The sequence below is a fragment of the Sphingobacterium sp. WM genome (assembly GCF_029542465.1).
Classification (GTDB): domain Bacteria; phylum Bacteroidota; class Bacteroidia; order Sphingobacteriales; family Sphingobacteriaceae; genus Sphingobacterium; species Sphingobacterium cellulitidis.
Map to the genome: position 1 here is coordinate 1,892,416 of NZ_CP120709.1, position 17,333 is coordinate 1,909,748.

The window sequence follows — 17,333 nt, forward strand, 5'->3', positions numbered from 1 at the left end:
TTATACTAAAGCGCAAAACTTAATTATGAAGAAAATCCTTTCGAGCCTCTACGTTCAAGTTATTTTAGGAATTATTATCGGAATTTTATGTGGAGTTTTTTATCCAGACTTTGCAGTAAAATTGAAACCATTAGGTGATGGTTTTATCAAACTGATCAAAATGATTATTGCTCCATTGATCTTCAGTTCCATTGTAATAGGAATTGCAGGGATGCAGGATATCAAGAAAGTAGGAAAGATTGGTTTGAGTTCATTGGTCTATTTTGAGATCATGACCACCGTCGCATTAATCATAGGATTGATATTTGTTAATTTAATGCAACCGGGAACTGGGATGAATGTAGATCCACAAACTCTAGATCCTTCAGCAGTTTCCCATTATATTCAAGAATCCAAGGAGCACAATAGTGTGATGGATTTTATCCTAAGTATTATACCAAATAATGTTATTGCTGCCGTAGCCTCTGATAATTTGTTACAGGTATTATTATTTGCAGTGTTGTTTGGTGTTGGCCTTACAAAAATTGGAGAGAAAGCCTCTGCACCGGTTATCAATGTTTTGCAATCCTTTTTAAAGGGGCTATTTGCAGTCATCAAAATGATTATGTACTTAGCTCCAATTGGTGCCATGGGGGCCATGGGATTTACCATAGGTAAATATGGTATTGAAGCTTTATCCTCATTAGGATTGCTAATGTTGAGTTTTTATGGGACTTGTATTGTCTTTATTGTCGGCGTAATCGGTTCTGTACTCTATTTTTATGCTAAAGTCAATATTTTCAAGCTATTAAAATATATCAAGGAGGAGTTGTTGATCGTCTTAGGAACATCATCCTCAGAATCCGCATTGCCGGGGTTAATGCAGAAGCTAGAAGATGCAGGATGTTCCAAACCAATTGTTGGGTTGGTTATACCGACGGGATATTCCTTCAACCTGGATGGTACCTGTATTTATTTGACGATGGCGGCAGTATTTATTTCGCAAGCCTTGAATATGCATCTTAGCCTAGAGCAAGAGATTACCTTATTATTAGTCCTGTTGCTGACTTCCAAAGGTGCAGCTGGGGTGACAGGGAGTGGATTTGTGACATTGGCTGCAACATTACCTGTGGTGGGGCATATCCCTGTAGAAGCTGTGGGATTGATCTTAGGTATCGATCGCTTTATGAGTGAAGCTCGAGCATTGACCAATATTATTGGAAATGCTGCAGCAACCATTGTTGTCGCTAAATATGAAAAAGGCCTTGATGAAGACCTGATGCATGAAAAATTGGGGTCGGCTCATGTGGAACTCAATTGATACAAAATGTTAAATCGTCCTAAGGACGATTTTTTTTTGCTTTATTTCAATAAAAAATAAAAACAATTGGATTTGATTATTCGTTGATGATTAACACATTGATTAATATTAATACACGGTTTTTATTTTATGGATTTAAAATCTAATGAACCATTTTGGTTGGTCAAAAATGGGATAATTTCCTCCTTTCCTTCTCTTCGTGAAGATTTGGAATGCGAGGTATTGGTTATCGGGGCAGGAATAACAGGTTGTCTAATAGCTCATCAATGTATAAAGGATGGGTACAATACGATAATTATCGATAAGAGAGAGGTTGTAAATGGGAGTTCCTCAGCAACCACGTCGATGTTGCAATATGAAATTGATACGCCATTATACAAATTAAAAGAAATGATTGGGGCAGAGCCAGCTGTTGCTAGTTATCATGCCTGTAACGAATCGATCAGTACCTTAAGTAAAATTGCGAAGGAAATCCATTCAGATGCCGGCTTTAAAAAGAAAAAATCCTTGTACTATGCTTGTAGGAAAAAAGATATTCCATGGTTACAGAAAGAGTTTTCAGCAAGAAAAGAGGCCGGATTCAAAGTAGAATGGTTGGAAGAAAAAGAGATTGAGAAGGATTTTGAAATCAAGGATTCCTATGGTGGGATTCTTTCAGATCATGGAGGTAGTGTGGATGCCTTTCGTTTATCACATGAGCTTTTACTATATAATCAAAAAAAGGGGCTGAAAATTTTCGATAAGACCGAGATGCTGAAGGTTGAGGAGAAGAAAGGGTTTAATCTTGTACATTTAGATACTAAACAAACCATAAAGGCAAAGCGGATAATCTATTGTGTGGGTTATGAAAGTGTGAATCTGATCAAGGAAAAGTTTGTAGACCTCTTGAGTACTTATGCTATAGTCTCCGAAGTCAATCCGAAATTATATGCAAAGTATAATGATTATTTAATCTGGAATACTGCGGAACCTTACCTCTATATGCGAACAACCGATGATTGTCGATTTTTGATTGGTGGGGAAGATGAGGAGTTTAGAAACCCAGAAAAACGAGATGAGTTGTTGGGATCGAAGTCCAAAAAATTGGAAAGAGATTTTAATAAGGTTTTTGAAGATAAATCCTTTATTACGGATTTTTCATGGGCAGGGACATTTGGGGAAACAAAAGATGGATTACCCTATATTGGGGAGCATCCAGATTTTAAACGGTCTTACTTTGTTCTTGGATTTGGTGGAAATGGGATAACCTTTTCAGTTACAGGAATGGAAATGGTCTCTGATTGGTTAAAGGGGCAAAAACATAAATTAAGTGAATATTTTGCTTTTGGTCGTTAGCATAATTGCTGAAATGGATATAAAAAAATAAAAGAGGTCAACTTTTTACAGTCGACCTCTTTCTTTAAAAAGTTATCTTCTTTATTTCTTTATTATAACTCACGTCATAACTGAAAATAAAATAACCTTTTTTGTATAATTAATAACGCCGTGAAATTTGGAATATTGTGTGGGTCTTAACTTTTTTTTAATATTTTTTTAATAATGCTGTTTTTACCGATTGGAGGAGGATTTTTTATAAAAAATAAAAGAGGTCAACTTTTATAGTCGACCTCTTTCTTTAAAAAGTTATCTTCTTTATTTCTTTATTATAACTCACGTCATAACTGAAAATAAAATAACCTTTTTTGTATAATTAATAACGCCGTGAAATTTTGAATATTGTGTGGGTGTTAATTTTTTTTTAATATTTTTTTAATAATGCTGTTTTTGCCGATTGGAGGGGGATTTTTTTTATAAAAAATATTTTATTTCAAAGTGTAAAAAATAGAAAAGGTTGACATTTTTCGATTGTCAACCTTTTCGTTAAAAAGTTATCTTAACTTTTTCTTCATAAAACTAATGTCTTAAGGATTTTAAAATAACCTCTTTAGTCTTATTATAACGATTTTATTTTCAGCTTATTGTGCGCTGATTGGAAAATGTTTATAAACCTTATCTTTTTTGTTGGGATCTAGGAATAAACCACATTATTTAAAGAATATGGGTTTTGTAAAATTTTGTGGAAAATAATCTTTTATGGATTAAACCGTTTTACATTTGTTAGGTCATATAAAAAACTGATGGAAAACAGAATGAAGAAAAACTATTTTAACAGGGCATTGTTACTGTTTAATACTTTTAAAAATAGAAAATTAACAAACGAAGATATTGAGATAGCTGAAGTAAAAGCAGAGCATTTGGAAGGTAGAACAAATGAGTTCAAATTATTGATTTCCATGATTAAGGACACATTTTCAGGAAAATATAAGATGAACAAATGGAATATGTCCATCATCGTAGGAACAATTTTATATGTTGTTTCTCCTATAGATGCCATTCCAGATATCATACCCGTATTAGGTTGGTTGGATGATGCCTCCATTGTAGGCTTTGCAATTTCAAAGTTGGCGGATGAAATCGATCGCTATCGTAAGTTTAGAACAACTGGAATTCAAATGTAAATTAGGTCAATTAAAGTATAAGTTAGGAATAGGTGTTAATGTATATTAATACCTATTTTTTTATTTGGGAAATATTAAGTTCCAAAATATTAATATTTATATTGGACAATAAATAAAACCGGAATTATGAAGAATATCATCGTCTTTATTGTATTAGTGTTTAGTCTACAAAGTGGTTATTCCCAAGAGGATGTGAAGGAAAATATGGATCGTATCGTAGATCAATATTATTCAGAACAGGATAATCCAGGGATTATGCTTCATATATTTAATAATAATGCTGAGACGATTTATGCTGTGGGGGCAGGGAAAAGAGATCTAAAATCAGGAATGGAAATTGATAATCAGAGTAATTTTCGAATGGCCTCTGTAAGTAAACAATTTACGGCTGCAGCAATATATCAATTGGTAAAAGACAAGAAACTAAATGTTTCAGCCTATATATCAGAGTTCTTTCCTGGATTACGTGCAGAAGTTAGAAAAGCTTCAGTTTTCCAATTATTGAATCATACCTCTGGAATTGTTGATTACGAGGAGGTAATTCCAGAAAATCAAGAGACTCAGCTGAGTGATTCTGATGTGCTTAAATTGGTTGAACCTCTAGATCGAGTTTATTTTGCTCCGGGATCACAGTTTCGATATAGTAATACCGCATATTGTCTTTTGGCGTTAATTGTTGAGAAAGTTTCAGGGCAAGGATTTAGTGAATATGTTCAGGAGAAGTTTTTCCAGCCATTGAATATGGAACATTCAATCGTTTATTCACCGTCAGATAATATAAAAGATAGGGCATTTGGCTATCATCTGAATGAAGACCAGTTTGTATTTGCCGATCAAAGCATAACAAGTGCTACAAAAGGAGATGGGGGAGTGTATACTTCAGCTGAAGAGTATAAAAAATGGGACCAGGCATATTTTCAAAGATTAAATGATGATTCTTTGTTTAGCCGATTTTTTGTAGATAATTATAGTACCATCAATCCATCATTTTTTTATAGTATGGGTAAGTTTGTTGGCAAAGATCAGGATGGTGATTTTGTGTATTTTCATTCAGGTGAAAGCACAGGCTTTAATAATTTTGTATTGAGTATTCCTGCCAAAAATCTTCATTTAAGCTTGTTTAGTAATCGGGATGATCAAATCATAGAACCCTTTATAGACGAGGTCTTAAATTCCTTAGATATTCAGGTCCAAGGATTAGATAATAAACCAATTTTTAAATGGTTGAGTGATGTTTACGCGAATAAGATTTAGTCGTATTCTTTTACATTCGCGATTTTAATTTGATTATTTTCCATGACCAGTTTAATATCTCTATGGTAATCTGTTTGGAATTGGCAATCTGAGATAATAACTTTCAGGTCCAGTTCTTGTGCATTTTCATTGAGAAGTTCACAACCAGAGACTTGAATTTTTCCCCAATCCTGCGCAGATATTAAGAATCCATGTCCGAGGCTAATGGAGTCAATATCAAACTTCGATTTCCATTTTTGCCTTAATTCAAATTCGGTAATGCTGCTATCGATATCGAGTCCGGTATTCATAGCGTCGAGTTTGAAATTGTAATAATCAGGAGTGGTCAATACTTGCATTCCTTCCAAGCCAGCATTGTTGTTGAAATAACTTTCAATGCTATCTTTCAGCCATTTACATCCAGCCTCTTTACCAATGGGACCTTTGTCGAAATCAATATTGGCAAGCGTATCTAGTGGATCTTGCTTTTTCTGTTGATTATTGTTCTGGCAGGAGAAGAAGCCAACACAAAGAAAAAGAAATAGGTAATTTTTCATATCATCAATAATTAGTCAAATAAATGTAGAGAATATTCTTGAAAAAAAATCAGATTTCCATATTAATGGAAATCTGATTTTTGCATCTCCTGCAGCTCTTTCGGAAAAGTATTCACAGGAATTGTTAATTCCTAGTTTTTCATTCTCAAATGGTCGTGTTCTCGAAGTAACAATAGGCTAGAAGATGGATATTAATTATTGAATTATTTTTCTAAGATTTCTTTTAAGTTACTTAATCCGGCATCAAAATCTTTGTTCATGTCAAAGAAAAGCCCCATAACATTGAATGGATAAGGCATTTTACCATCAATTTCCCAAATAACTTTTGAGGTTTGAGGGTCGATTTCATTGACTTGCATAAATGACTTGTTTGCATCGCCAGTCCCATTAAAGAATAAATCCATATCGATACGGCCATTTGATGAATCCACCTTGGTAATTACTTGTTTTCCGTCACCTACTTTTTTACTTTTCCAAATGTAAATAAATCCGGGTGTTCCATCAGTACCTTCATAATTACGTTGAATGTTTGGGTCTTGTCGTGACCAGTTGTCGTAATTTCCCTGATTCTTGATTAATTTAACGTAATCAAAGACTTGGGCTTTGGGTTTATTGATTGTGATTTCGCTACCCGCATGGAAATCCTTTGATACAAATGCAGCCACTAACAGGATCAATGCAACTATACCTAGTACAGTCAAAAGGAAATATTTAATGAATTTCATAGTTTGATAAATTGGTTTTTTTCTTAATTATTTTGAAATCAAAGTTAGCATTTTGTTTACAGTATTAGTATTTCTACCGGTTGCTATTACTTTTAATTTTTTCTCAATAAAATTATTATTCAATTTGCTATTTGCCATGCCATCAGGTAAATAGAAGTATAATATTTGTTCGTGAAGATGATATTTCTCTTCTCCTAGGTCTATCTGCTTAAAATTATCAGTGTCTGAATTTTGCGGTTTTTTATTTAAGAAGGTGATGAAAACCCGATTGCCGGGAAATTCACTGGGAAAAGGACAGTTTTGTAAAGCATCATTCAATTCTGCTTCTGAAAGTATGAAAATGGATAAGTCTAATCCAAATTCATCCATGATGAGCTTATTTATACGCTCAGTAAGCTGAACTTTGTTTAAATCTGACTTTAGGACTATATTTCCACTTTGAATATAGGTCTGAACGTCCTTAAAGCCAGATTTTAACAACTTGGCCTTTAAATCAGCCATTTTTATTAAATTTTTTCCTGAAACATTTACTGCCCGTAGAAAAATGATATAGATGAATTCATTTTTATTAGGCATCTCTTAATTGATTGATTTCAATTTTCTTCATTTTCATTAAGGCTTGAGCAGCATTCGGGTTTTGAAGCAGTTTGTTGATATCTTTCGGTACAACTTGCCAGCTGACACCAAATTGGTCTTTACACCAACCACACATGCTTTCCTCACCGTTTGCAATAATTTTATTCCAATAATAATCAATTTCTTCTTGGTCCTTACATACGATTGTTAAGGATGTTGCTTCATTGAAAGTGAAAGGTTGCGGAACTCCAGAATCTGTTGCAGCCATTGTAACATCATTTGCAATAAATTGAGCGTGCTGAACCTGGCCTTTAGTTGGGCCTTCGGAATATTCTAGAACGCCTTGTAATTCAAAATCTGGGAACAAATCTGCATAGAATTTCAATGCATCCTTACATTTACCTTGTTGTTCTGCACAGAACATTAGAGTAGGAACCACCGTTTGATTATTCACATCCCTTAATTTTCCAAAATAGAGTTGCCAGTTGTACCCATATTTATCACAAATCCAACCATAATATTCTGAAAAGGGATATTGTTGCAAGGGCATAAGAATCTGACCGCCATCGAGTAATTTATTCCAGATGGTATCAATTTCATCTTTATTTTCAAAGACCGGCATAAATGAAATCGCCGGAGTAGGTTTAAATACCGGTCCACCATTGATTCCAATAAAGTTAAGTCCCATAATATTTACTTCTACGACAACTCCGTTATCTTTTATGATTGAACTATTTGGAAATACATCGGTATAATAGTCAAATGCTTCTTTTGCCTGATTGTCAAACCAAAGCGATGGAATTATTTTATTTGCCATTGTTTTATAGTTTAATATGTCCTTGAATTGAGTAAGTAGAATAATTTCTTCGATAATAGACATGGCAGTTTTGATTTATTGAAACTCAATTTTTTATTTCGTAAAGTTTTCAGGATGATGAATTATCCATTTACACAGATTAACATCAGCATTTGTTTTGTCTTTCAATCTTTAGTTGACAGGCAGATCAAATTTCCTGCGGGATCCTTTAAATAGTGATTAGAAGCTTCGGAGTTTTCAATTTGAACTTCATTTGCCTTAAAATATTCAACTGCGGAAGCGATTTGATCTGTTGATAATTCCAGCAGAATGTTAGAATCTAATTGCTGGTCTTCTGCTTCCAATCTTAAGGTGTTGGTACCAAAGGCGATAATTGCTGATTTGCTTTTTTTAGCATTAAAACTAGCCTTTACCTCAACATCCATCAGGAGGATATCTCGATAGAAGTGCAATGTATCCTCAAATAGGTGCATTGGAATTTTAAGAACAATATATTTTCCAGCTTTGAGATTGATTCTTCCCATGTACTATCGTCAATAGTTTTATAAATCAGTAACGCGTAATGATGCGTTACTGATTATTAATGTGATTTATTATAGATAATTATCCCATTTTTTTGTTTCCTTCGAAGTGAATCATCCATTGGATTCCGAATTTATCCTGGAATGAGGAGTACAATTCAGCAAAAAAGGTTTCTTCTAAAGGCATTTCAATTTGTTTTGCACCTTCTGATAATGCTGCAAAAAGTTCCTTTGCTTCCTCTGGAGATTCTACATCAAGCATGATATAGGTTGAGTTGCCATTTGTTAATTTATGGCCAAAACCTTCGACAACGTCAGAACCCATAAGCATACAATCTGGATTGATCCGAATAGAAGTATGCATCACTTTACCTTTAGCATCTTCGGGCAAAGGTGGGAAATTAGGGTCCGCAGGCATATCATCAAATAAATATGTGCCTGAACTTTCAGCTTTGAAGACTTTTTGATAGAAATCAAAAGCCTCTTTACAATCACCGTTAAAATTTAAATAAGCATGAACCTTTGTCATAATTTTTTGATTTTACGAGTTTATATTAATTAATGTGTTAATCTAATTTTATTGCTTTTTTAATAGTTCTTCCAGATTGTTCAATCCCATTTCATAGCCTTCCAGAAAACCCATTTTTAAATAAGCTTGTAAGGTTTCTTCTTTATCATACTTACAGGAAGATGTGACTGTACAGATTCCATTGTTGAATGAAAATTCATTTTTCCATTCCGAACTTGGGAACTCCGGATTTTGATTTCCATTTTCATCACAAAAACCATCTAAGCCTGTGTAAGAATTTTGAGGATTTATTGCGGTGTAATCTAAAAAAGACCAATGAATTTCACCATTGGGACCGGACATATTATATAACCAACGACCTCCAACAGAAAAATCTTGTTCCTTGGTATTACATTTCCAAGGCTTTGGTGCCCACCATTGATCTAAAATTTTAGAGTCCGTAAACGCATTCCAAACTTGATTTTGAGACGCTTCAAATTGACGAGTGATAATAACTTCTTTCTCCTTGATCTGATATTGAAATTTCTTTTCCATGACGATTAAATTTGTTGCTCTTATATATACTAAAACTAAGTTACGCTGCTATCGATGGAATCCACTTGCCATAGGACAAGTAATGAAATTTTAAAATCATTTTAGGATTGTCAATTATTTTTTGGAGGATCTCATTGCTGGAAGTTTTTTGATGGAATTATCTTGCAACAATTTTTGGTATTCATCTGAAGAACTATCAATTAATCTAATTTTGCCTTCTGCATCATAATAAATTCCCCATCCATAGGTTTTGGCAAGAGGAGAAGTACGCAGACAAGCTTGTCCTTTCGAATAAAACTTTGCTTTTTCATCCTCTAATTCACTTTCCAATAAATCATTTCTATTGGCATAGATGTCAAAAATCAGATCATCGGAATTTATATGATGGGGGTTATTGATTAATCTTTCAAATTGCATATTTGCAACTGTTAGTTTATCGATTTTTAATGGGGGAATTTCTCCTTTTAAGGCTTTACAATCTTCCGCAACGGTAATCAATGTGTTAAAATAATTAGTGCTATGTGTTTTCATATGATTATCTATTATTAGCGGAATAAAATTAGACGGACCAAGTGACAACAGTTTGTCAACTGTTTCTTAAAACCATTTTAATTTGGGTGAATCCTCGTGTATTTCTCAGAAATAAAGTCAATTGATTCTTTCATCATATTCTTCATGACATCAATATTTACATCTGAAAGTTTTTTGACATAGATACAAGCCTTGCCCATTTTGTATTTACCGAAATTTTCCAATAAGTGTTTATGCTGTTCACAACCAGTAAATACGTATAATGAAATAGCTGCTTTTCTTGGAGAAAAGCCTAATAGTGGAGCATCACCTTCGTGTCCAGTTGGATATTTATAATGATATTGTCCAAAACCAATAATTGTAGGTCCGAACATTTTGGCCTTTTCGCCCGTAGCTTCTTCCATTAGTTTTATTAACTCGATGGAATCTTGCTTTTTCTGTTCATTATCCAATTGGTCGATGAAGTCATAAACATTCTCATCTGAAAACTGTGTTTTTACTTTTGCCATTATTATTTTTCAGAAAGTTGCTTTACTATATTCAGGGCTTCAGGCCAGGTTTGATCAAACATATGAAGATCATCCTCATCAGAAATCTCGACCGAACATAATACATTCGTTCCATCATCAGTCTTATTAAATCGATAGATTTCCAAAGCATTCTTCCAATTGTCTATCATTTCACCTTCATAATATTCTCCGTTTTTGTCGAACATTCCTAAATGTCTAATGATAACGAGTTCACCGGGGATATTTTTTTCGACTCTAGAAATCATCCCTGCTTCATCTCCATTTTGGTCTAAGGAAGTAAATTTGATGGTAGAATTTTCGGTCCAATTACCTTTTACATTGGAAGTAGGACTGAAGGGTTTTGTCCATTCTCTGTAGGTTGCTTCATCAAGCATTATGGAATGGATTTTTTGAGGATCAGCATTGATTTGCTGAGAGAAATATACTGTTTTCATCTTATTGAAATTTTCCGAATCCAAAGACTGCACCTGCAGGGTCCTGGATGATTACATAATTAAGGCTGCCGTCAGCCTTCTTGCTTTCATGAACTAATTTTGCTCCGCGGTCCAAAGCATTTTGTAATGTTACATCAACATCTTCTACACAAACATACATGATCCATTGAGGCGGAATATTCGCGTTGACACCTCTTTGATTACATATTCCACCTGCAGGATTCTTCTCATCATACAACATTGCATAGTCATTGTAAGACTCTTCATTATCCTTCATAGCGACAGGGAACTCCTGCCAGCCAAGGACATCTTTGTAGAATTCCTTGAGGGATTCTGCTTGATTGGTCGTCAAGTCAGCCCACACGATCTGACCAGGTTTATATTTTTGTTCTGACATAATTATTGGTTAATTCTTAGTTTCTACGTGTTTTTTAAAATTATCTAAGATAGCTTGCCAGCCGTCTCTTTGCATATCTTCAGGATTAGAGCCTTCCATATCAAAATCAATGATTACCTGTGTTTTACCATTGTCATCCTTGAATTTAATATCTGTTTCTCTATTGTCACCCAAGACATAGGAAATGCTATTCATTGGCGTAACTTCGGTATAAGTACCTTCAAAATCGAACTCAAAACTTCCATCCTTGGCAGCCATTTTATTTTTAAATTTTCCACCTACTTTAAGGTCATTTTCGGATGATGGACAATGCCAATCTTCAGATGCATGGTTCCATTTTACAATATCATCAGGACTATTATAGGCTTCCCATACTGTTTTTAATGGAGCATTAATTAAGGTTTCAATGTGAATTCTTTTCTTTTCCATAATCGTGTTGTTTTATATTCGAAATTAATCGTTAGTGCTTTATATCAACTTGTCCTATGACAAGAAATAAATTATTGTTCCAACATTTTGACCATACTCACGATTGAATTGATGATCAAATCCCAATCTTCTTCATGTAGCTCATGGCCCGTACCTTCTAGCACAACCAGATTTTGACCTCTCAGTTTTTGCATGATAGCTATAGCATTTTGAAAATGACAAATGATATCTTCTGTTCCGTGAATTACTAAAACAGGTGCTTTTATTTTGTCTAATTGATTGTAATATTCCATCCCTCCTGAAATGGAAGCATGGTTAAACTGGCTTCTGAAATTATTGGCACGACGATAGGATTCTCTCAAATAGTTTTCCTCCCTTAGTACATTCAATGGTTTTTTTCCACTCATCAATTGGGAGCCCTGCAGCATATAATGCACAACCTTATCTTCATTATCCCAATTGATATCCGATCCTTTGGCATGAAAGTCTAAAATTCGGGTATCCATTTCTGGGATTGGGAACTCGGAATCACCCCAAGGCATGGTACTTAGTAAAGTCAATGATTTTACTCGGTCACTATTTCTAATCGCAAGAATTTGGGCTATCATTCCGCCTAAAGATATTCCAACCAAATGCGCTGCAGAGATTTCATAAGAGTCTAAGATTGAAATAAGATCATCTGCAAAATCCAGCATGTTATAATTTGCTGTTCCTTCAGGAACCGAGGTGGACTTTCCGGTATCTCGAAAATCAAAACGGATCACAAATAAACCTTTATCAGCTAGTTTTTGGCAAAATTCAGTATCCCAAAATAACATGGATACCGTGGCGCCGGCAATCAATAAAACAGGAGGATTTCTTTTGTTACCAAAGGATTGAGTAAATAAACTGATATCTAGATTTTGGACGATTTTGTCAGTCATAATTTATTTTTTTATTGCAGAAATAAGGAGAATTGATTCCATTAATAAAACAATGTAATAATCTTTTCTGTTTTAATTCAATTGCTTAAAATACTTTTCTAAATAATGTACTCCATAAGGGAAATTATATATTAAATTAGATAATAATTACTTGAGTTTACACTACTAAATAAAACATAATCATGAATGAAAATCTAAGTGCCAGAGCCTCGATTCAGATATTAAAACCTATTGAAGAGGTTTTTGAAGCGATTGTTAACCCAGATAAAATGAGTAATTATTTTATTGAAAAATCAACAGGAAGGTTAGAAGAGGGGGTTACTGTTGAATGGAAGTTTCCGGAGTTTGATGATATCTTTCCAGTAACTGGGAAATTTATTCGGCCTTATGATTATATATCCTTTGATTGGAGTGGCGGCGAGGAAGGGATGATGGTTGAAATTTTCTTGGAAGCCTTTCATAATAACTTTACGGTGGTTCGGATAAAGGAAAGTTATATGCCTGCGAATGAAGAAGGAATTAAACAGGCCATTGGTCAAACCGAAGGTTGGTCAAACTTTTTAGCTTGTCTAAAGGCGAGTTTGGAATACGGTATTAACCTGCGGAAGGGTGCATTTGATTTTATGAAACCTTAAAATTGATTACCTATGTCAACTTTTACGACGATTGATGAATATATTTTGGGTTTTGAAGGAGGAAAACAGAAGTTATTGAAAGAAGTTCGGGCTATAATAAAAAAGGCAGCACCAAAAGAATCCAAGGAGACGATAAACTATAAAATGCCTACTTACAGGTATAATGGGAATTTAATTCATTTTGCCATGTTCACGAATCATCTTGGTTTATATCCGGGTGTTGATGCCATTGAAAATTTTGCTGAGGAACTAAAGCCTTATAAAACTTCAAAAGGGGCTATTCAAATCTCTTTGGATAAGGCATTACCGGAGAAGCTCATAACAGATATCGTACATTTTAATGCAGAACGATTAAAGGAACGTCAGTATCCAAGTTGGGAAACGAAACATGAAAGATGGGATGAATGCCAAGAATTTATGAATCAGATTATCCTAAGGAATAAAACGCCGTTGAAAAGGGAGATAAAGTGGGGTGCAGATGTTTATACTTATGAAGGAAAAAACGTTATTGGATGGGGCGGATTTAAAGACTTCTTTTCCTTATGGTTTTATAATGGTGTGTTTTTGGAGGATAAGCTCCAGGTTTTGGTAACTGCATCGGAAGGAAAAACAAAATCATTACGGCAATGGCGATTTACAGATATCAAAGATATGGACGAGGAGAAAATTCTTGCCTATATCGAGGAATCTGTTCAGACGATAAAAGATGGGAAGGAAATAAAGCCAGATAGATCTTTACCTAAAAAAGTAGAAGGAATGTTTAAAGACGCTTTGGACAAGGATAAAATTTTTAGTGTAGCATTTGAAAAACTGACTCCCGGGAAAAAGAAAGAATACATAGAATATATTGATGAAGCCAAGCAAGATAAGACCAAAGAAAGTCGGCTGGAAAAGATAAGACCGATGATCCTGGAAGGCAAGGGCTTACATGATAAATACAAGAAATAAGTCTATCGTAATGATAGGCTTTTTTTATGGAATTACAACAATCTTAAAATTTAACTGTTCATTAAATAGAGGAATTAGACAATTCAGAGATTTTAGTAGATGAACAGAAGAGATTTTATCAATCAAGGACTATTATTAGGAGGTAGCATTTCCCTGGGTTGGGGAGCTACGAGCATTGAAGGGTCATTTAATAAAGGAAAATACATGGAAAAAAATATTGAAAAAAGATTTCGTCCAAAGAGTATGAGTGGATTTGGTGGTGTTGCATTGGGCAATGGATTCAACCATAATTCAGATTTAGCTTGTCATGAAGCCATGGAAGCGGCGTGGGAAGCAGGGGTTAGGTATTATGATACTTCTCCTTGGTATGGATTAGGAATAAGTGAAAGGAGGATGGGATTATTTTTAAAAGAAAAGTTAAAAGATGACTATACTATTTCGAGTAAGATCGGGAGGATTTTAGTTCCAGAAGATAATTATAAGCAAGAAGGTTTGATGTGGAAGGGTCAGATGAATGCATCGTATAAGTATGATTATTCAGCTTCGGGAGCCAGAAAGTCTGTTGAAGATAGCTTACAACGATTAGGTATTGGATCGATGGATATTGTTTTTGTTCATGATTTATCGCCGGATAATGGTGACATGGGTAAAGATTGGCTCAAATACTTTGAGATAGCGCAGAATGGTGCCTTCAAAGAGCTGACCAAGATGCGTGAGGAAGGACTAATAAAAGCTTGGGGTTTAGGTGTTAATACGATTGAACCTATATTGAAGAGTATGGAGGTAGCGGATCCTGATATTTTTCTTTCAGCCTGTCAATATTCCTTAATTCATCACGAAGATGATTTAAACCAAGTCTTTCCTAAGATTGCTGAAAAGGGATTATCCATAGTTGTTGGAGCGCCTTTATGTGCGGGATTTCTTGCTGGAAAGCCGAGGTATTTGTATGGTTCCAAGATTCCGGAATTTGCTGCTGAGAAGCTCAAAAACTTGGAGGAGGTTGCCAAGAACCATCAGGTTGACCTCAGGACTGCAGCTTTGCAATTTTCTGCAGCTCCAGATGTAGTCTCTTCCGTAATTCCTGGCGCAAGCTCAGGAGAGCAAGCGAAAGAAAATGCAAAGTCATTTACAGAAAGCATCCCTAAGGGATTTTGGGAAGAGTTGAAAGAGAAAAAATTAATTTCTGCGAGTGCTCCTGTTCCAAATGATTAAATTGCAGAATGGAAAATAATGTAAAAGTTGGCTTTATAGGTTTAGGAAACATGGGTAAACCTATGGCGAAGAATTTAGAAAAAGCTGGAGTTGATCTCTATGTATATAATCGTACTGCAGAAAAGATGCAGGATTTTGCCGAGAAGAGCACCGTATGCCATGATATCGTAAGCTTGGTGAAAAGTTGTGATATAATATTTACGATGCTGACCAATGATGATGCTGTTCATGCGGTTTATGAGACTATCTTAACCATGGATATTGAAGGGAAGTTATTTGTTGATATGAGCACCATCTCACAGTTTGCTTCCAAAACAATTTCTACTATCACTAAATCAAAAGGTGCAAGCTTTGTGGATGCACCGGTTGCGGGAAGTACACAACCAGCGAAGGATGCTACATTGATTTTTATGGTGGGTGCCGACAAGCAAGATGAAGAACGTGTATTACCTTATCTGAATCTGATGGGTAAGGAAGTAAAATATATGGGTGAAAATGGGAAAGGCGTTTCTGCGAAACTATGTATCAATTATTACCTTTCAATTTTATATCAAGGGATGGCTGAGACAGTTTTGTTCGCTGAGAAGATGGGTATATCGCGGGCAGATATGATGAGTATTATCAATGAAAGTGCGAGTGGTAGTGGCGCATCAAAGGTAAAAACTGCTTCAATAATAAAGAATGAGTTTCCGGCAGCATTTTCTATAGATTTAATGCTGAAAGATGTGAAGTTAGCTATTGATGCTGGAGCACAATATCCCTTGAGTAAAGATGTATTAGGGACTTATCAAGGAGCGAAGGATGCTGGTTTTGCGGACTTAGATGTCATGAGTATTATTCCTTACTTAAAAGAACAGGACACCGTTCATTAAATCATAAAAAATAAGAATATGAAGAATCAATCATTTATCATTTTGCTAAGTATATTACTTAGTCAAACTGTTTTAGGTCAGGACCTAAAGGAGGTAAATTATAAGGAAGGTAATCAAGCTTTGAAAGGTTTGATGAGCAGTAATTCTGGGGAAAGCCTTCCGGGAGTTTTGATTCTGCCAGCATGGAAAGGAATTGATCAAGAGGCGATTGATGCGGCGAAAAACTTGGAGAAACAAGGCTATATTGCATTTATTGCCGATATCTATGGCGTAGGGAATACGCCGAAAGACAATTCAGAATCTTCAAAAATATCATCTCAGTATAAAAAGGATTATCAATCCTATCAGAAGCGGATTCAGGCTGGAATAGATGAGTTAAAGAAAGCAGGAGCTACAAAGGTGGCAGTGATTGGCTATTGTTTTGGAGGTACTGGTGCATTAGAGGCTGCTAGAGGCGGATTGCCAGTTGAAGGAGTTGTATGTATCCATGGTAGTCTAGGAAAGGCTGCTGACCGGGCTAACGGAGAAATTAAGACTAAGGTTTTGGTGGAGCATCCCGCAGATGATGCAGGGGTAAAGCCTGAAGATTATGATGCGCTTGTTAAAGAATTAAGGGACGGCAAAGCTGATTGGCAAATAATAACCTATTCAGATTCGAAGCATACATTTACAAATCCTGAGTCGGCAGATTATAATCCTGTAATGGCCGAAAGAGCATGGAATCATAAATTGATGTTTCTACAAGAAATATTAAAGTAAAACATCAATAGCATCAAAATATTTAAGCCGCCTTTGGGTGGCTTTTTTTATACTATTTAAGACCTGTAGTATTTTAAAGGCTTCTGATAATTCTTCTTATATAAGATTACATGAAAGATTGAAGTGATTAACAATGCAAAAAACAGGATCCATTCACTGGATAAACTTTGAATTTTTATCGAGTAGGCAGCAGTTGCGCAGAAAGTATTTAAGAATATTAAAAAAAGTAAGATCGTTTTCATCTCTTCAATATTGATTATTAACTGGTGGTTTTCCTTAAAATTAATACTATTATGATAAAAAAAGAAATTAATAATAATATAATTACACCTATAGTTTAATGGTGTTGATTTATTGAATGAAGACTTTTGTT

The 17,333-nt window shown here is 34.8% G+C and carries 22 protein-coding genes; 9 read left to right on the plus strand and 13 right to left on the minus strand.

Features of this window, described 5'->3' with window-relative positions; translation table 11 throughout:
• Positions 1 to 25: 25 nt before the first annotated feature.
• The 4 genes from dctA (at position 26) to PZ892_RS08035 (ending at position 5,052) form a co-directional block, all read left to right on the plus strand.
• Positions 26 to 1,300 carry a C4-dicarboxylate transporter DctA gene (gene dctA / locus PZ892_RS08020; RefSeq protein ID WP_277712709.1) on the plus strand — a complete coding sequence of 425 codons (1,275 nt, stop codon included), beginning with the start codon at positions 26 to 28 and terminating at the stop codon, positions 1,298 to 1,300.
• A gap of 129 nt (positions 1,301 to 1,429) precedes the next feature.
• Positions 1,430 to 2,635, plus strand: a complete 1,206-nt coding sequence (locus tag PZ892_RS08025; RefSeq protein WP_277712710.1) for an FAD-binding oxidoreductase — start codon at positions 1,430 to 1,432, stop codon at positions 2,633 to 2,635.
• 782 nt (positions 2,636 to 3,417) lie between these two features.
• Positions 3,418 to 3,798, plus strand: a complete 381-nt coding sequence (locus tag PZ892_RS08030; RefSeq protein WP_094282457.1) for a DUF1232 domain-containing protein — start codon at positions 3,418 to 3,420, stop codon at positions 3,796 to 3,798.
• A 126-nt stretch (positions 3,799 to 3,924) separates the two neighbouring features.
• The gene (locus tag PZ892_RS08035; RefSeq protein WP_277712711.1) at positions 3,925 to 5,052 is read left to right on the plus strand and encodes a serine hydrolase domain-containing protein; all 1,128 of its coding nucleotides are present in this window, start codon (positions 3,925 to 3,927) and stop codon (positions 5,050 to 5,052) included.
• Here the strand turns inward: PZ892_RS08035 and PZ892_RS08040 are convergent.
• From PZ892_RS08040 to PZ892_RS08100, 13 genes are all read right to left on the minus strand, one after another.
• A complete protein-coding gene (locus PZ892_RS08040; protein WP_277712712.1) occupies positions 5,049 to 5,588 on the minus strand; it encodes a hypothetical protein in 540 nt (179 codons plus the stop codon). The genes PZ892_RS08035 and PZ892_RS08040 overlap by 4 nt on opposite strands.
• Positions 5,589 to 5,791: 203 nt before the next feature.
• Positions 5,792 to 6,313 carry an SRPBCC family protein gene (locus tag PZ892_RS08045; protein WP_277712713.1) on the minus strand — a complete coding sequence of 174 codons (522 nt, stop codon included), beginning with the start codon at positions 6,311 to 6,313 and terminating at the stop codon, positions 5,792 to 5,794.
• Positions 6,314 to 6,340: 27 nt separating this feature from the next.
• On the minus strand, positions 6,341 to 6,889 hold the full coding sequence (locus PZ892_RS08050; RefSeq protein ID WP_277712714.1) for a DUF1697 domain-containing protein: 549 nt from the start codon (positions 6,887 to 6,889) through the stop codon (positions 6,341 to 6,343).
• Positions 6,882 to 7,706, minus strand: a complete 825-nt coding sequence (locus PZ892_RS08055) for a VOC family protein (protein WP_277712715.1) — start codon at positions 7,704 to 7,706, stop codon at positions 6,882 to 6,884. The genes PZ892_RS08050 and PZ892_RS08055 overlap by 8 nt, the downstream gene beginning before the upstream one ends.
• A gap of 164 nt (positions 7,707 to 7,870) precedes the next feature.
• Positions 7,871 to 8,230 (minus strand): hypothetical protein, encoded by a 360-nt coding sequence (locus PZ892_RS08060; protein ID WP_277712716.1) that lies wholly within the window; start codon positions 8,228 to 8,230, stop codon positions 7,871 to 7,873.
• Between the two features lie 79 nt (positions 8,231 to 8,309).
• A complete protein-coding gene (locus PZ892_RS08065) occupies positions 8,310 to 8,756 on the minus strand; it encodes a VOC family protein (protein WP_277712717.1) in 447 nt (148 codons plus the stop codon).
• A gap of 48 nt (positions 8,757 to 8,804) precedes the next feature.
• A complete protein-coding gene (locus PZ892_RS08070; RefSeq protein WP_277712718.1) occupies positions 8,805 to 9,290 on the minus strand; it encodes an SRPBCC domain-containing protein in 486 nt (161 codons plus the stop codon).
• 114 nt (positions 9,291 to 9,404) lie between these two features.
• Positions 9,405 to 9,821 carry a DUF6157 family protein gene (locus tag PZ892_RS08075; RefSeq protein WP_277712719.1) on the minus strand — a complete coding sequence of 139 codons (417 nt, stop codon included), beginning with the start codon at positions 9,819 to 9,821 and terminating at the stop codon, positions 9,405 to 9,407.
• Between the two features lie 77 nt (positions 9,822 to 9,898).
• The gene (locus PZ892_RS08080; RefSeq protein ID WP_277712720.1) at positions 9,899 to 10,330 is read right to left on the minus strand and encodes a DUF1801 domain-containing protein; all 432 of its coding nucleotides are present in this window, start codon (positions 10,328 to 10,330) and stop codon (positions 9,899 to 9,901) included.
• Between the two features lie 2 nt (positions 10,331 to 10,332).
• Positions 10,333 to 10,785, minus strand: coding sequence for a hypothetical protein (locus PZ892_RS08085; RefSeq protein WP_277712721.1), 453 nt, complete (start codon positions 10,783 to 10,785; stop codon positions 10,333 to 10,335).
• A gap of 1 nt (position 10,786) precedes the next feature.
• Positions 10,787 to 11,182 (minus strand): VOC family protein, encoded by a 396-nt coding sequence (locus PZ892_RS08090; RefSeq protein WP_277712722.1) that lies wholly within the window; start codon positions 11,180 to 11,182, stop codon positions 10,787 to 10,789.
• A 9-nt stretch (positions 11,183 to 11,191) separates the two neighbouring features.
• On the minus strand, positions 11,192 to 11,611 hold the full coding sequence (locus PZ892_RS08095) for an SRPBCC family protein (protein WP_277712723.1): 420 nt from the start codon (positions 11,609 to 11,611) through the stop codon (positions 11,192 to 11,194).
• A gap of 71 nt (positions 11,612 to 11,682) precedes the next feature.
• Complete coding sequence (locus PZ892_RS08100; protein WP_277712724.1) at positions 11,683 to 12,534, minus strand: alpha/beta hydrolase; 852 nt, start codon at positions 12,532 to 12,534, stop codon at positions 11,683 to 11,685.
• Between the two features lie 182 nt (positions 12,535 to 12,716).
• Between PZ892_RS08100 and PZ892_RS08105 the strand changes: the two genes are divergently transcribed.
• From PZ892_RS08105 to PZ892_RS08125, 5 genes are all read left to right on the plus strand, one after another.
• Positions 12,717 to 13,169 (plus strand): SRPBCC domain-containing protein, encoded by a 453-nt coding sequence (locus PZ892_RS08105; RefSeq protein WP_094282471.1) that lies wholly within the window; start codon positions 12,717 to 12,719, stop codon positions 13,167 to 13,169.
• Between the two features lie 12 nt (positions 13,170 to 13,181).
• On the plus strand, positions 13,182 to 14,117 hold the full coding sequence (locus tag PZ892_RS08110; protein ID WP_277712725.1) for a DUF1801 domain-containing protein: 936 nt from the start codon (positions 13,182 to 13,184) through the stop codon (positions 14,115 to 14,117).
• 99 nt (positions 14,118 to 14,216) lie between these two features.
• Positions 14,217 to 15,329 carry an aldo/keto reductase gene (locus PZ892_RS08115; protein WP_277712726.1) on the plus strand — a complete coding sequence of 371 codons (1,113 nt, stop codon included), beginning with the start codon at positions 14,217 to 14,219 and terminating at the stop codon, positions 15,327 to 15,329.
• An 8-nt stretch (positions 15,330 to 15,337) separates the two neighbouring features.
• Entirely contained in the window at positions 15,338 to 16,201 is an 864-nt protein-coding gene (locus PZ892_RS08120) for an NAD(P)-dependent oxidoreductase (protein ID WP_277712727.1), read from the plus strand.
• 18 nt (positions 16,202 to 16,219) lie between these two features.
• A complete protein-coding gene (locus PZ892_RS08125) occupies positions 16,220 to 16,960 on the plus strand; it encodes a dienelactone hydrolase family protein (protein WP_277712728.1) in 741 nt (246 codons plus the stop codon).
• Positions 16,961 to 17,333: the final 373 nt, after the last annotated feature.